This is a genomic window from Streptomyces sp. NPDC030799 (assembly GCF_055572255.1).
Genome location: NZ_JBVIDS010000006.1, coordinates 253938 through 269743 on the forward strand (window position 1 = coordinate 253938; position 15806 = coordinate 269743).

General features: G+C 72.6%; 11 protein-coding genes. 2 read left to right on the plus strand and 9 right to left on the minus strand.

Annotated features, from left to right (window positions below):
• Positions 1-182: 182 nt before the first annotated feature.
• Entirely contained in the window at positions 183-3125 is a 2943-nt protein-coding gene (locus tag ACZ41I_RS17315; RefSeq protein WP_468514497.1) for a lysylphosphatidylglycerol synthase transmembrane domain-containing protein, read from the plus strand.
• 86 nt (positions 3126-3211) lie between these two features.
• Positions 3212-4759 carry an alpha/beta hydrolase gene (locus tag ACZ41I_RS17320; RefSeq protein ID WP_363218331.1) on the plus strand — a complete coding sequence of 516 codons (1548 nt, stop codon included), beginning with the start codon at positions 3212-3214 and terminating at the stop codon, positions 4757-4759.
• Positions 4760-4831: 72 nt separating this feature from the next.
• Here ACZ41I_RS17320 and ACZ41I_RS17325 read toward each other — a convergent pair whose 3' ends face one another.
• The 9 genes from ACZ41I_RS17325 to ACZ41I_RS17365 all read right to left on the minus strand — a co-directional run bounded on the left by ACZ41I_RS17325 (position 4832) and on the right by ACZ41I_RS17365 (position 15802).
• Complete coding sequence (locus ACZ41I_RS17325; protein ID WP_363218332.1) at positions 4832-5269, minus strand: RICIN domain-containing protein; 438 nt, start codon at positions 5267-5269, stop codon at positions 4832-4834.
• A gap of 347 nt (positions 5270-5616) precedes the next feature.
• The gene (gene moeZ / locus ACZ41I_RS17330; RefSeq protein WP_363218336.1) at positions 5617-6795 is read right to left on the minus strand and encodes an adenylyltransferase/sulfurtransferase MoeZ; all 1179 of its coding nucleotides are present in this window, start codon (positions 6793-6795) and stop codon (positions 5617-5619) included.
• Positions 6796-6858: 63 nt separating this feature from the next.
• On the minus strand, positions 6859-7608 hold the full coding sequence (locus ACZ41I_RS17335) for a spherulation-specific family 4 protein (RefSeq protein ID WP_399764344.1): 750 nt from the start codon (positions 7606-7608) through the stop codon (positions 6859-6861).
• Positions 7596-8555, minus strand: coding sequence for an NAD-dependent epimerase/dehydratase family protein (locus ACZ41I_RS17340; protein WP_399764342.1), 960 nt, complete (start codon positions 8553-8555; stop codon positions 7596-7598). Before ACZ41I_RS17340 ends, ACZ41I_RS17335 begins: the two co-directional genes overlap by 13 nt.
• A gap of 381 nt (positions 8556-8936) precedes the next feature.
• Positions 8937-10292: a hypothetical protein gene (locus ACZ41I_RS17345; RefSeq protein ID WP_468514498.1), complete on the minus strand. Its 1356-nt coding sequence runs from the start codon at positions 10290-10292 to the stop codon at positions 8937-8939.
• Positions 10292-11998 carry a DUF3492 domain-containing protein gene (locus ACZ41I_RS17350; RefSeq protein ID WP_468514499.1) on the minus strand — a complete coding sequence of 569 codons (1707 nt, stop codon included), beginning with the start codon at positions 11996-11998 and terminating at the stop codon, positions 10292-10294. The genes ACZ41I_RS17345 and ACZ41I_RS17350 overlap by 1 nt, the downstream gene beginning before the upstream one ends.
• A gap of 200 nt (positions 11999-12198) precedes the next feature.
• Positions 12199-13791 carry a dipeptide ABC transporter ATP-binding protein gene (locus ACZ41I_RS17355; RefSeq protein ID WP_468514500.1) on the minus strand — a complete coding sequence of 531 codons (1593 nt, stop codon included), beginning with the start codon at positions 13789-13791 and terminating at the stop codon, positions 12199-12201.
• Entirely contained in the window at positions 13788-14786 is a 999-nt protein-coding gene (locus ACZ41I_RS17360) for an ABC transporter permease (protein WP_468514501.1), read from the minus strand. The genes ACZ41I_RS17355 and ACZ41I_RS17360 overlap by 4 nt, the downstream gene beginning before the upstream one ends.
• Complete coding sequence (locus tag ACZ41I_RS17365) at positions 14783-15802, minus strand: ABC transporter permease (RefSeq protein ID WP_468514502.1); 1020 nt, start codon at positions 15800-15802, stop codon at positions 14783-14785. Before ACZ41I_RS17365 ends, ACZ41I_RS17360 begins: the two co-directional genes overlap by 4 nt.
• Positions 15803-15806 lie beyond the last annotated feature (4 nt).

The following is a 15806-nucleotide window of genomic DNA, read 5'->3' on the forward strand; positions in this document are numbered from 1 at the left end:
CCCATCCTGCCGCACCCCACCGACATCGCGGCGCGGACCGCGAGGAGCGGCCCTCTCGCCCCGGGACGCCGCTTCCGGCAGACTGTGCGCCCACGCATCCGCACCCTGATGCCCGCGTGTGTCGGTGGGGCATGCCACCATCGTGCGGGCGGTGACTGGTGATACGAGACCAAGAAGAGACCATGAATCAGCAGGGCGTGCACCCCGAGGGCGGGGCGGGCACCCCTGACGCCGGCGCGCGCCCCGGCACCGGTCCGCGCCGGCAGGACGGCGCCGAAGACGCCGGTTCCCGCAAGGACGACGGCACGGCAGACACCGGCTCGCCCGAGGACGACGGCCCACGCGCGCGTGAGGACGGCGACCGCGCGGACGGCGGTACGCGCGTGCGGGGGGACGACGACCGCGCGCGTGACGGCGGCGACGGCGCGGGGGACAGCGGCGACGGCGCGGGCGACCGCGGCGACGACACCGAGGACGCGCACGTCCCGGACAGCACGCCCCCCGACCGCGGTCCGGGCGCAGACGACGATCCGCACGCCGAGGCGGTGGAGGGCGACGAACCGCTGCTCCCCGCGCGCGTGCACCGCCCCTCCGACCTGATGCGGCTGCTGGTGGGCCTGCTCGCCGTCGTGGTGCTGCTCGCCATCGCCGCGTTCGCGCACGGCACCACCTCGGGCCTCGAACAGGACATCAACAAGGGCACCGGGCAGGCCCCCGACCTGCTCATCAGGTTCGCGGGTCTGGCGTCCAGCATCGCGATCCTGCTGGTACCGGTCGCCTTCGCGATCGAACGGCTGATCAAACGCGACGGGCTGCGCATCGCCGACGGCGTCCTCGCGGCCGTCCTCGCCCACGGAGTGACCCTCGCGACCGACCTGTGGGTCGCACGGGCCGCCCCGGACTCGATCCAGGAGGCGCTCACCCAGCCCTCGCCTGGCGACATCCACGCCCTGACCGACCCGGTGCACGGCTACCTGGCCCCGGTCATCGCCTACATGACGGCCGTCGGCATGTCCCGCAGACCCAGATGGCGCGCGGTGCTGTGGATCGTGCTGCTGCTCGACGCGTTCTCGATGCTGGTCACCGGCTACACCACCCCGTTCTCGATCATCCTGACCGTGCTGATCGGCTGGACCATCGCCTACGGCACGCTGTACGCGGTCGGCTCCCCCAACGTCCGCCCCACCGGCCAGACGCTGATGGCGGGCCTCAGGCACGTCGGTTTCCACCCCGTCAGCGCGGCCCGCGAGGAGGCCGTGGAGACGGAGAACAGCGACCGCGGCCGGCGCTACTTCGTCACCCTGGAGGACGGGCCACCGCTGGACGTCACGGTCGTCGACCGTGAGCAGCAGGCCCAGGGCTTCTTCTACCGTGCGTGGCGCAATCTCACGCTGCGCGGTTTCGCCACCCGCTCCAGCCTGCAGTCGCTGCGCCAGGCGCTGGAGCAGGAGGCGCTGCTGGCGTACGCGGCGATCGCGGCCGGCGCCCACGCGCCCAAGCTCATCGCCACCTCCGAGCTCGGCCCCGACGCCGTCATGCTCGTCTACGAGCACACCGGCGGGCGCACGCTGGACTCGCTGGCCGACGCGGAGATCACCGACGAGCTGCTGCGCAACACCTGGCACCAGGTGCGGGCGCTGCAGTCGCGGCGCATCGCGCACCGCAGGCTCGCGGGTGACGCGATTCTGGTGGATCGTTCCGGCAGGGTGATCCTCACCGAGCTGCGCGGCGGCGAGATCGCGGCCGGGGAGCTGCTGCTGCGCATGGACGTGGCCCAGCTGGTCACGACGCTCGGTCTGCGGGTGGGGGCCGAGCGGGCGGTGGCCTCGGCGGTCGGGGTGCTCGGACCCGACGCGGTCGCCGACTGCCTGCCGATGCTGCAGCCGATCGCGCTCACGCGCTCCACGCGCGCGACGCTGCGCCGGCTGGCCCGGGAGCGCGCCCAGCGGGAACGGGAAGCGGTCCTGGAGGCGTCCCGGCAGGCCAAGCAGGCCCGCCTGGAGGAAGCCTCGGAGGCGGACGGGGCCGCCCTGGAAAAGCCCGACAAGAAGGCGGCCCGCGCCGAGCAGCGCGCGGAGCGGCGGGCCATCGACGAAGCCCTGGACGAGGCCCGCGAGGAGGACCTGCTCACCCAGATCCGGCACGAGGTGCTGCGGATCAGGCCCCAGGCCCCCGTGGAGCCGGCCCGGCTGGAGCGCGTACGGCCGCGCACGCTCATCAGCTTCATCGCGGGTGCGATCGGCGCGTACTACCTGCTGACGCAGCTCACCCACATCGAGTTCGGCACGCTGTTCGCGCAGGCACAGTGGGGCTGGGTGATCGCCGCGGTGGCGTTCTCCGCGCTCAGCTATGTCGCCGCGGCGATGGCGCTGCTGGGCTTCGTGCCGGAGCGGGTGCCGTTCCTGAGGACGGTGGCGGCGCAGGTCGCCGGGTCCTTCGTGAAGATCGTGGCGCCGGCCGCGGTCGGCGGTGTGGCCCTGAACACGCGCTTCCTGCAACGCGCCGGCGTGCGCGCGGGGCTCGCGGTGGCGAGCGTCGGCGCGTCTCAGCTGTTCGGGCTCGGCTGCCACATCCTGATGCTGCTGTCCTTCGGCTATCTGACCGGCACCGAGAAGACCCCGTCGCTGTCGCCGTCCCGGACGGTCATCGCGGGCCTGCTGACCGTGGCGGTGCTGGTGCTGGTGGTGACGTCGGTGCCGTTCCTGCGGAAATTCGTCGTCACGCGCGTGAGGTCGCTGTTCGCCGGTGTCGTGCCGCGGATGCTCGATGTGCTGCAGCGGCCGCAGAAGCTCGTCACCGGCATCGGCGGCATGCTCCTGCTGACGGCCTGCTTCGTGATGTGCCTGGACGCCTCCGTCCGGGCGTTCGGCGACGGCTCGGCCTCGCTGAGCATCGCCAGCGTCGCCGTCGTCTTCCTCGCCGGCAACGCGCTCGGGTCCGCCGCGCCCACCCCCGGCGGCGTGGGCGCGGTCGAAGCGAGCCTCACGCTCGGCCTGATCGCCTTCGGGCTGCCCAAGGAGGTCGCCGCTCCGGCCGTCCTGCTGTACCGCCTGCTGACGCTGTGGCTGCCGGTGCTGCCGGGCTGGCTGGCGTTCAACCACCTCACCCGCAAGGGAGCCCTGTAAGCGGACTCCTTGACGGCAGGGCGGGCGCGTACCTCGTACGGCCCGCGCCCCGCGCGCGCCTAGGCGTGCGCCCCCAGGATGGGAGCATGGCGAACCCCTCCCGGCTGCGCGCCGCCGCCCTGACCAGCACGGGCGTGCTGCTGTCCGCCCTGCTGGCCGGATGCGGCGCGGGCACCCCCAAGGACGGCGACCTCACGGCGCAGAAGCTGGACTGGACGGACTGCCCGGCTCCGTCCGAGGCGGAGGGCGGCGGCAGCGCGCCCTCTCCGCTGCCGAACGGCACCAGCTGGCAGTGCGCCACCATGAGGGCGCCGCTGGACTGGAGCAGACCGAAGGGCGACACCATCGACATCGCCCTGATCCGCGCCCGGGCCAGCGGCCCGGCGAACCAGCGGATCGGCTCGCTCGTGTTCAACTTCGGCGGCCCCGGCGGCAGCGGCGTCAGCACGCTGCCCGCGTTCGGCGCGGACTACACCGCTCTGGGCACCCGCTACGACCTGGTCAGCTTCGATCCGCGCGGGGTCGGCCGCAGCGCACCGGTGAAGTGCGAGAGCGACGCCCAGCTGGACACGTACTTCCAGCAGGACGCGACCCCCGACGACAGCGCCGAGCGCAGCGCGCTCCTGGACCGCACCAAGCAGTTCAACGAGGCCTGCGAGAAGAACTCGAAGAAGATCCTGCCGCACGTGGCGACCACCGACGCGGCCCGCGACATGGACCTGATGCGCCAGGTCCTCGGCGACACGAAGCTGCACTACTTCGGCATCTCCTACGGCACCGAACTGGGTGGCGTGTACGCCCACCTGTTCCCCAGGAACGTCGGCCGGGCCGTGCTCGACGCCGTCGTCGACCCCACCGAGAACCCCGAACAGAGCGCGCTGGGACAGGCCAAGGGCTTCCAGCTGGCGCTCGACAACTTCGCCGCGGACTGCACCTCGAAGACGACGGAATGCCCGATCGGCGACACCGCGCAGGACGTGAAGAACCGCATCGCGAAATTCCTGAACGACCTGGAGAAGAAGCCGATCTCCGGCATCACGCCCCGGCAGCTCACCCAGACCGCCGCGACCAACGGCATCGCGCAGGCCCTGTACTCCAAGGACTTCTGGGAGTACCTCACCGAGGGCCTCGAACAGGCCTACGCGGGCGACGGCAAGATCCTGATGCTGCTGTCCGACTCGTTGAACGGCCGCAGCGAGAACGGCGAGTACAGCAACATCACGGCGGCGAACATCGCCATCAACTGCGCCGACGACAAACCCCGGTACACCGCCGACTACGTCCAGCAGAAGCTGCCCGAGTTCCGCGCCGCCTCCCCGCTGTTCGGGGACTACCTGGCCTGGGGCATGGTCAGCTGCACCGACTGGGCCGTGCCGGGTGCCGCCGACCACCCCGACGTCAGCGCACCCGGCTCGGCACCCATCCTTGTCGTCGGCAACACCGGCGACCCGGCCACGCCGTACGAGGGCGCGAAGAAGATGGTGGACGCACTCGGCAAGGGCGTCGCCGTGGAACTGACGTACAAGGGCCAGGGGCACGGCGCGTACGACAGCAAGAACAAGTGCGTGCAGAGCGCGGTGAACGACTACCTGCTCAACGGCAAGGAACCGAAGGCCGGCACGGTCTGCTCATGACAGGGACGGGGCCCCGGACGCGTGCTGTCCGGGGCCCCTGCTCCACGACTCAGCCGGGAGCGACGTCGAAACTCAGGCCCAGCGCTGGGCCTTGAGACCGCCGTCGTAGTTCGTGTAGAGCACGCCGTCGTTCTGGCCGAGCGTGAGCTTGGTCGCCTTGTCCTGGAGCCGCCAGCCGAAGGAGTCCTTGGTCTCGTACCACTTCTGGTTGTCACCGCCGTTGCAGTGCAGGACGTAGACCTTCCCGTCCTTGTTGCTGTCCAGGCAGTAGCCATAGCTGGTCTTGAACGTCCAGGACCCGTCGGACTGCTTCGTCTCGGTCCACTTGGAGGGCGTCGAACCGCAGTCGGCCGCCGCCATGGGGATGTTGTTGATGACGCCCAGACACTTGCCGTTGAGCTTGTTCTGCCAGGTGACGGTGCCGTCGGCGAATGCCTCGCCGGCGCCCACCAGGATCACAGCCGGGGCCAGGACCATCGCCGCGAGCCTGCCCATCAAACGCTTCTTCATTCGAACTCCCCGTCTCTTCTGCCGAGCGTGACGACAGCGGCGCCACAAGATCGCGAGGTGGTCATGCCTCGCACGTGGCCGGACAACCGCTGCGACTGTGATCACGCAATGGAGGTCAACCTCAACGCGCCGAAAAGCGCGCAGAGTTGATCACAAACTAGCCGAAAGGATCAACACACTGCAATGCACATATCCCAACGGCAGACACAGGCCGGCGTCGATGGGCTGATCGGTGAGATCACTCGGGGAGACCGACTGACGACGACAGAGGCCCACGGCATCCGAACCGGTCGGAGCCGGTCGGAGCCGTGGGCCTCTTCCATGCCGCTGGCCGGCGGGCAAGCCGGTCAGTAGACCGGCTTGTGCGGTTCGATCTGGTTGACCCAGCCGATGACGCCGCCGCCGACGTGGACCGCGTCGGAGAAGCCCGCGGACTTCAGGACGGCCAGGACTTCCGCACTGCGGACGCCCGTCTTGCAATGCAGGACGATCTTCTTGTCCTGCGGGAGGGTCTCCAGGGCGGTGCCCATGAGGAACTCGTTCTTCGGGATCAGCTTGGCGCCCGGGATGGAGACGATCTCGTACTCGTTCGGCTCGCGGACGTCGATGATCTCGATGCTCTCGCCCTCGTCGATCCACTCCTTGAGCTGCTTCGGAGTGATCGTGGAGTCGGCGGCCGCCGCCTGGGCCTCCTCGGAGACGACGCCGCAGAAGGCCTCGTAGTCGATGAGCTCGGTGACGGTCGGGTTCTCGCCGCAGACCGCGCAGTTCGGGTCCTTGCGGACCTTGACCTGGCGGTACTGCATCTCCAGGGCGTCGTAGATCATCAGGCGGCCGACCAGCGGCTCGCCGATGCCCGCGAGGAGCTTGATGGCCTCGTTGACCTGGATGGAGCCGATGGACGCGCACAGCACGCCCAGGACGCCGCCCTCGGCGCAGGAGGGAACCATGCCGGGGGGCGGGGGCTCCGGGTAGAGGCAGCGGTAGCAGGGGCCGTGCTCGGACCAGAAGACGGAGGCCTGGCCGTCGAAGCGGTAGATCGAACCCCACACGTACGGCTTGTTCAGCAGCACGCACGCGTCGTTGACCAGGTAGCGGGTCGCGAAGTTGTCCGTGCCGTCGACGATCAGGTCGTACTGGCCGAAGATGTCCATCACGTTGTCGGCTTCCAGCCGCTCCTCGTGAAGGATCACGTTCACGTACGGGTTGATGCCCTTGACCGTGTCACGCGCGGACTCGGCCTTGGAGCGGCCGATGTCGGACTGGCTGTGGATGATCTGGCGCTGCAGGTTCGACTCGTCGACCTCGTCGAACTCCACGATGCCCAGGGTGCCCACACCCGCGGCGGCCAGGTACATCAGCGCCGGCGAGCCCAGGCCGCCCGCGCCCACACAGAGCACCTTGGCGTTCTTCAGCCGCTTCTGCCCGTCCATCCCGACATCCGGGATGATCAGGTGGCGGGAGTACCGGCGGACCTCGTCTACGGTGAGCTCAGAAGCTGGCTCGACCAGGGGTGGCAGCGACACGGGGACTCCGTTGGTCGGTCAAACAGTACGGTTGTTCTTCCCGTAACACTGCCACGGCCTTTTTCATTCCGAGACACCTGTTCCGATACGCGAGACGATGTCGTCCCAGTAGCCGGGCATCGTCTCCCAGGGGTCGGTGCGTCCGCCGTGGTCCGTGCGGTCGGTGAAGTAGATCGTCGCCGCTCCCTGCCAGCGGGCGATGCGCAGTGCCTCCTCCAGGTGGCCGCGGGGTAGGCCGTGCACGAAGTGGCAGAAGCGGTCCGGCGGGTAGTCGGCGGTCCACTCGGCGACCTGCGACCAGCGGTAGGCGGCCCAGGAGCCGGAGAAGGTGACCAGCTGGTCGGCGTTCTCGGCATAGCCCGGGTGGGGATGGGTGCCGTGGCCCAGCACGATGTGGGCGGTGTCACTGATCGCCCGGAGGGTGGTGACCGCGCGGCGGACCTCGGGGAGCGCCGCGCGGTCGGTGGGGCAGCGGTCCAGCAGGAAGCCGTCGACGTGGTACCAGTCCAGGTGGCGGTGGGCGTCGGAGAGCAGATCGGCGAAGGCGCGGGCGCCGTGGGTGAGGTCCAGGTGGCCGAGGACCCGTACCCCCGCGCCGCGCAGCCTCGCCGCCGCTTCCAGGCAGTGCGGGTCGGGACGGGTGCCCGGTCCGGCGGCCACGTTGAGGACCACCCAGTCCAGCGGGGTGCCGGGGCGGGCGAGTTCCGCCCACTGAGCGGGGGCGACCAGCGGATGGGCGTAGCCGGGGATGCCCAGGGCGGTGCGCAGGCCGGTGCTCGTGGCGCCTGCTGCGGTGCTGGTCAGATGCGGCATGCCGCCTCCATCCAGATGTCGGCCAGGGACTCTTCGAGGTTGATGCGGGGCCGCCAGCCGAGCCGGTCGCGTGCGGTGCGCACGTCGGCCTGCTGCCAGCTGCCGCAGCCGTCCGGGTACGGGTAGGCGACCGGGGCCGCGTGGTCGGAGTCGGGCCGGGGGTGGCCGATGGCGCCGCGCAGCGGGCCGGGCGGGGCGTCCAGTTCGTGCAGGGCGCCGCCGTATCCGGCCACGCGCGCGAGGACGGCGGCGGCGTCGCGCAGGCGTACGGCGCGGCCGGAGCCGATGTTGATGACGCCCTGTGCGGCGGAGAGCGAGGCGGCGTGCACGGCGCGCGCGACGTCGCGTACGTCGACGAAGTCGCGCTGGACCCCGAGGCCCCCGAGTTTGAGTTCGCCGTCGCCGGACTGCATGGCGCGCCGCATGGCCTCGGCGAGCCGGCCCAGCGGGGAGCCGGCCGGGGTGCCGGGGCCGGCCGGCGAGAAGACCCGCAGTACGACGGCGTCCAGGCCGGAGCCGAGGACCAGTTCGGTCGCGGCGAGCTTGCTGACGCCGTAGGGGCCCCCTGGGCGGGGTACGGCATCCTCGGCGGTGGAGGAGCCGGGCTGGCTCGGCCCGTACTCGGCGCTGCACCCGATCTGCACCAGACGGGCGCCGCAGCCGCTGCGGCGCAGGGCCTCGCAGACGGTGGCGACGGCGACGGTGTTGTGCCGGGTGAGGTCGCGGGCGCCGCCGCGGATGGCGCCGGCGCAGTTGATGACCACACCGGGGTGCACCGCGTCGAGGAAGCGGGTGAGTGCGCCCGGGCTGCCGGTGGCCAGGTCGAAGCGGACGTCGGCGTCGTCGCCGCGGCCGAGCGCGGTGAGCTGGACGGCCGGGTCGGCGAGGAGACGGTCGGCCACGAACCGGCCGATGTATCCGTTGGCTCCGATCAGCAGGACCCTCATCGGACGGCTCCCGGGGTGTGCGCGCCGGCGACAGCGACGGGAACGGTGTGCCTGCTGGGGCCGTGGTGGCGGCATCCGTTGAGACAGGGGCCGATGTGACAGCGTCCGCTGTGACAGAAGCGTGCGGACGGATCCGCCGCCTGCCTGACGGTGCCCGCCGCCTGCCTGACGGGACGTGTGCGGCCCGAGAATCCACTGGGCCCGGAGTGCGCGTCGGCTCCGCTCGCTCTCACGGTGCCGGCGGATCCGGTCGTTCCCCGGACTCCGGCTCCGGCGGTCCCGGGGGCTCCGGACGCTCCGGGTCGGGAGGTGGTCATCTGGTCTTCTCCTTCAAAAGGGGTGGTGCGGTCGCCTCCGGCGGTCCGGGCCGGCGGCGGAAGTTCAGTCGGGGGCTCCCGTGGGCGCGTGTGCCGACGCCCGGGTCAGCGTGCGGGCGGCGTGGAGCAGCAGGGCCAGCGCCGCGGTGCCGCAGGCGAGGGCCGGGACGGCGGCCTCGCCCCACACGTGCACGAGGGCCCGGACGGGGGCCGCCAGGACGGCGCAGCCTGGCAGCCTTGCCACCGTCGGCAGGGCGAGCGCCACCGCTTCCGTGACCGCGGCGGCGCCGAGCAGCACGGCCGGGGCATGCCGGTGGTGGTGCACGGTGAGCAGTCGGGCGAGCAGGAGCAGGGCGCCCAGGGCGAGGGTCTGCGGGTGGGCCCCGGGTTCGTGCAGGACGGTGCCGCAGACCAGGAGCAGTGCGGCCAGCGCGCCGAGGAAGAGCGCGAACGTGCCGTACAGCAACGGCCGGGCGGCGGCTGTGAAGTCCTCCAGGCCCCGGCTGCCGGCGAGCCTGCGGCGGGCGCCCGCGGTGAGCAGGTGGGCGCACCAGGCGGCCGGGGCGCAGGCCAGGGTGAGGGCCAGGGCGGGCGCGTCGGCCGTGGGCCAGGGGCCGTCAGGGGCGCCGGTCGGCAGGGCGTCGGGGCCGCCCGTCACGACGGCGTGCAGCAGGCCGTCGCCGAGGAGGGCGTACCCGAGGAGCCAGAGCGTCCACACGCGCGTGCCGTGCGCCGGGTGCCACACGCGCGTGCCGTGCGCCGTCCGCCACGGGTGTGTGCCGGACGGGCCGGCGAGGGGGCCGCGGCGCAGTGCGGCCCGCGTGGCGAGGGCGAGGGCGAGGATGCCGGCGACGGCGACCAGGAGGCGGGGGCGGCCGTCGGTGAGGCGCAGTCCTGCCACAGTGGCCGTGCCGAGGGCGCCGGGCAGCAGGGTGAGCAGCATCCAGTCCGCGCGGACACGGGGTGCGGGCAGGGGGTCGGTCCCGGGGCCGCGCTCGCCGGTGCGCGGCACGCGCGCGTACAGCTCCTCGGCGAGCGAGAAGACGTCGCGGTGGCGGCAGCGGGCGGCGGTCCGGTCGGTGACGCCGTGCGCCTCCAGCCCGGCGGCGATCTCCAACGGGTCCACGGCCCGCTCGCACAGCTCCCGGTGCCGGTACAGCAATGCCTTCACGGGGTCGGCGGCACCGCGCCGGGGTGCGGCGACGCGCCGGCTGCTCGGCCCGTGACTGCCCGAATGACGGTCGTGGGTGGGCGAGCTGCCCGACTGCCCGTCATCGGCGGGCGGGTCGCTCCCCTCCCCCGACCGCAGGTCCCAGGGTTCGGCTCCGCTGGGCCTTCCGGGCCGGTCCAGCCCCACCGACGTACCCCCCTCGCCCGGCTCACCGGTCGCACCGCTTCCGTGTCCGTTCCGTACGGCCATCACGCTCCCTCCGCAGCGGCCAGCGGTGTCGCGCGTACCGGCGGGGCCGTGGCCCAGCCGGGGACGGTCCGGGGCAGGACACGGGCCGTGGGGCCGGTCCAGCGGCCGGGGACGCGGGACTCGGCGGGGGTGGCGAACGGCCGTGGCTCGCCGGTGTCGTCGAGGACGACCCTGCGGACCGGACAGTGCGAGACGATCTGCAGGTAGATGTCGTGGAACGCCGCGATGTTCTGCTCGACGGTGAACAGTTCGAGCGCGCGGGCGCGCGCGGCGGCGCCCAGGCGCGCACGGCGCTCGGGGTCGCGCAGCAGGGCCACGCACGCCTCGGCGAACGCCCGCGGATTGCGCGGCGGCACGACGAGTCCCGTGCCCCCGATGACCTCGACCACCGCGCCGACGTCGGTGGACACCGTGGCCCGGCCGCAGAACATGGCCTCGATGAGGCCGGCCGGGAAGCCCTCGACCACGCTGGACAGCACGACGACCGCGCCGGCGGCGTAGGCGTCGGGCAGCGTGGGGGCCTCCGGGCCGCCGATCTCCTCGAAGGAGACCGGGTTGTCCCCGACGGCGTGCATGCCCTCCGCCTCGTCCGGGAAGAGCTGCGCGGCGAGCGCCCGGCAGTGGCCGAGGTAGGCCGCGCCCTCGGGGCCGGCGGGCGTGCCGACGACCCTGAGGCGCGCCTCGGGTTCCTCCTTGCGGACCTCGGCGAAGGCGTGCAGCAGCGAGATCAGGTCCTTGGCGGGTTCCACGCGCCCGACCCACACCAGTGTGTCCGGGTCGGCGCGGTCCGGGGCCTCTCCGACGTCCGCGAAGCGAGCGGCGTCCATGCCCGGGTGGACCGTGCGGATCCTGGCGCGGTCGGCGCCGCACCGTTCCTGCCAGCGGCGGGCGTGGGCGTTGCCGGGGGTGAGGATCTCGGCCCGCCGGTACACCTCGGTGGCGAGCCGGCGGTGGAAGGCGCCGAGCAGCGCGCGTACGGCGGGGGCGGCGGTGTCGGGGCCGAGGGCGAGATAGTGCGAGCGGAGCGGGACGCCGTACTCGGTGACGAGCAGTGGTACGTCGCAGAAGTGCCGGGCGAGCAGTCCGGGGAGGGCGGCCGAGCCGCCGGCGGTGGCGTGACAGAGGTCGGCCGCGCCGAGGCCGTCGTCGCCGTACCAGTCGAGGGAGAGGGGGCGCAGGGCGCGTTCGAGGTGTGCGGTGACGGTGAGCAGCTCGGGTACGCGCGCCTCGCGCGCCGTGCGCAGCGCGCCGGGGGCGCGGCAGGCACGTTCGAGGGTGCGCACGGCGGCGTCCGAGCGCAGGGCGCCGACCAGCCCGCCCTTGTCGCGGGCGAGTTCGGCGAGTCCGTACAGCGCGCTGCCGAAACGGTCCGCCAGAGCGGTGGCCCCCTCCTCGGGGGCGGCATCGGCGCCGGTACCGGCGCACACCGCGGCGACCAGTTCGCCGTAGCACTCGGTGAAGCGCCGGCGCGCGCGCCGCCCGTGGGCGACCCCGTCGTCCTCGGCCGTCCACAGCGGCGCCGTGCGCACCCCGTTGATCTGCGGTGGGAGCGCGACCCAGCCGTCGTCCTCCTGGTGCCGGCTGCGGCTGAGCGCGTAGATGTCGAACTCGTGCTGCTCGAGCCCGCGCACGAGCCGGTCGCACCAGAGTCCGGCGTCACCGCCCACAAACGGGTAGCCACCCTCGGTAAGCAGTCCGATACGCACGTGTGCACCCCCGATCTCCCGTCCGGTGAGCCGCCCTGGCCCGGCGGCTCGCAGCGGGACGAACGTAAGGGGCCAAGGCGGTGGCGCGACGGACGGTTGTCCATCGCGCCACCAAAAGGGGTGAACGGGCGTAACTTTCGCGTGCGGGTCGCGTTCGACCGCGCTAGGGTTTCACAGCGCGGTCAGCCGTGCACGAAACGTCACGCCGCGGCCGGTTCACGGCGAGCTGCCCGCCGCCGGGCCGCCAGGTCCGGGTCGAGCGCCGGTACGGCGTCCAGGAGCTGCCGGGTGTAGGGCTCGCGGGGGCTGTCGTAGACCTCGTCCGCCGGCCCGTACTCGACGACCCGGCCCCCGCGCATCACCGCGACGCGATCGCTCACCTGCCGTACGACGGCGAGGTCGTGCGCGATGAAGACCAGGGCGAGGCCGAGTTCCTGCTGGAGTTCGCCGAGCAGTTCGACCACCTGTGCCTGTGTCGTGACATCGAGCGCGGAGACGGGCTCGTCGCAGACGATGACACGCGGTTCGGCGGCGAGTGCGCGGGCGATGCCGATGCGCTGGCGCTGTCCGCCGCTGAACTCGTGCGGGTAGCGGTCGTAGTGCGCCCTGTCGAGCCCCACGCGCTCCAGCAGTTCCCGCACGCGCCCCTGGATGCGCCCCTCATCGCGTTCCCCACGCGCGCGTAGCGGATCGGCGATCGACTCGCCCACGCTGCGACGCGGATTGAGGGAGGAGACGGGGTCCTGGAAGACCATCTGGACGGCCGGGTTCACGCCGGTGTGCGGGCGGTCCTCGTGGCGGATCGTGCCAGCGGTGGGCTCCAGCAGCCCGACGAGCATCCGGCCGAGGGTGGTCTTGCCGCTGCCGCTCTCGCCGACCACGCCGAGGGTCTCGCCGCGCCGGACGGTCACCGAGACGTCGTCCACGGCCGCGAAGGCCCGCTTGCCGCGCCCGAACTCGCGTCGCAGGCCGGTGGCCTCCAGTACGACCTCGTCGGTGGCCGGGGAGCCGGTGCGGCGCGCGTCCACGCGCGGGACCGCGTCGAGCAGTTCACGGGTGTACGCCTCGGCGGGCGCCGCGAGGACCGTGCCGACCGGGCCGTGCTCGACCGCCCTGCCGTGCCGCATGACGAGGATGTCGTCCACACTCTCCGCGGCGACGCCCACGTCATGGGTGACCAGCAGCAGGCCCATGCCGGTCTCCTCGCGCAAGGTGTGCAGCAGGTCGAGGATCTGGGCCTGGACGGTGACGTCGAGGGCGGTGGTCGGCTCGTCGGCGATCAGCAGGTCCGGTTCGCAGGCGAGTGCCATGGCGATGAGCGCGCGCTGGCGCATGCCGCCGCTGAACTCGTGCGGGCGGGACCGGGAGCGCCGGGCCGCGTCCGGAATTCCCACTCGCTCCAGTACCTCCACGGCACGCGCGCGTGCGCTACGACGCGACACGCGCGCGTGGACGCGGTGGACCTCGGCGATCTGGTCGCCGATCGCGTAGTACGGGTCCAGCGAGGACAGCGGGTCCTGGAAGACCATGGCGGCCCTGGCACCGCGCAGCCGCCGCACTTCCTCGTCGGAGGCCTTCCGCACGTCGGTGCCTGCGACGCGCACCGAGCCGGTGACCCGCGCCCCGGTGCCCCGGTGCAGGCCCAGCAGGGCGCCCGCGACCGTGGACTTGCCGGAACCGGACTCGCCGACGAGGGCGAGTGCGGCGCCCTCGGCCAGGCTGAAGGAGAGCCCGTCCACGGCCCGCAGCGAGCCGAACTCGACGGTCAGGTCCGTCACTTCCACCAGGCTCATGCGAGCACCACCCGTCGGTCGGCCACCGCGTACAGGACGTCCGCGACGGCGTTGGCGAGGACCACGAAGAAGCCGATGACGAGGACCATGCCGACGACCACCGGCAGGTCGACGACCTTCACCGCGTGCACCAGCTCCTGGCCGATGCCGGGCAGGCCGAAGAGGGTCTCGGTGAGGACGGCGCCGCCGACGGCCGAGCCGACGTTGTTGGCGTTCAGCGCGATCACGGGTGCGAGGGCGCCGCGCAGCGCGTGCCGTCCGACGACGGACCGCTCGGCGACGCCGTACGCCCGGAAGGTGCGGATGTGGTCCTCGGCGAGGGTCTCCAGCATCGAGGCCCGGGTGAGGCGGGCGAAGGCGGCCGCCTCGATCAGAGCGAGGGAGAACCACGGCAGCAGCAGGTTCCACGCCCATTGTTCGGGATCGTCGGTGAAGTTCACGTACTGGGGGAAGGGCAGCAGCTGCAGTTCGCCACAGACGACGATCATCAGCACCAGGCCGATGACGAAGACGGGCGTGGCCACGCCCGTGAGGGTGACGGCGGTCAGTACACGCTCGGAGACCCGGCCGCGCCGCCACGCGGACAGCACTCCGGTGCCGACGCCGAGGAGAAGCCACAGCACCATGGCGCCGAGCACGAGCGACAGGCTGACCGGCAGCTTGGCCCAGATGATGTCCAGCACCTGCTGATCGGTCTGGTACGACTGCCCCAGGCAGGGTGCGGCGCAGTGCTCGACCGAGGTGCCCGTGGAGTAGTCCTGGCCGGCGAACAGGCCCTCCAGGAAGTGCCAGTACCGCAGGTACAGCGGGTCGCCGAGGTTCAGCTGCCGGGCGACCTGGTGCACCTGTTCCGGCGAGCAGCGCGGGCCGCAGGTGATCTGCGCGACGTCGCCGGGGGTGACGTAGAAGACGACGTAGACGATCACCGAGATGGCGAGCAGGGTGACCACCGTGCCGAGGGCACGGCGCAGCAGGAAGCCGCCGAAGCCGCTCATGCGGATGCCTCCTTCTCGGGTACGCCGGGCGTGGCGGAGTCCGCGCGGCCGGTGCCGACGCGCAGGCGGGAGGCGGCGCGCGGGTCGAGGGCGGTGCGCACGCCGTCGCCGAGGACGGTGAGGGCGAGGACGGTGACGAACAGGGCGCCGGCCGGCAGCAGCAGGTACTGGGGCGCGGCCTGGTACCAGACGTCGGCGGCGGTCAGCATCTGTCCCCAGGACGGAGTGGGCGGTTTGACGCCGACACCGAGGAAGGACAGGGCCGCCTCGACGGAGATGTTCGTGGGCACCAGCAGCGCGGCGTACGTGATGACGGGCGCCGCGAGGCCGGGCAGCAGTTCGCGGCGGGCGACCCGCCAGGCGCTCCAGCCGCTCAGACGGGCGGCGAAGACGTAGTCGAGCCCCTTCAGGGTGAGCGTCTGGGCGCGCACGATCTTCGCGATGCTGCCCCAGCCGATCAGGCCGATGACAAGGGTGACGAGGACGGGCCGCGGAAAGCTCGACGGCACGATCGCCAGCAGCGCCAGCGCCATGATCATCAGCGGCATGGCGACGATGACGTCCGTGGCCCGGCTCAACAGTTGATCAACCCATCGGTTGCCGAGCGCCGAGGCCACACCGACAGCGACCCCGATGGCGACCTGCACCGCCGTCGCCGCCAGCGCCACCCCCAGCGACACGCGCGCCCCGTACACCAGCCGCGCGAACATGTCGCGGCCGGTCTGGGGTTCGACGCCCAGCCAGTGGTCGGCGCTCATGCCGCCGAAGGAGCCGACGGGCACGCCGCCGCGCGCGGAGTCGATCAGGGAGGGGTGGTACGAGGTGGGGTCCTGGCCCTCCAGCGCGGTGAGCAGCGGCGCGGTGAGCGCGATCAGGACCAGCAGCGCGACCACGGCCGCGGCGACCAGGGCGGCGCGCTGCGCCCGCAGCCGCCGCCAGAACCGACGGGCCCCCGGGACCGCCGGGACGGCAGTGTCCGTCCCGGCGGTCCCGACGGCGACAAGTGCCTCGCTCACGGCG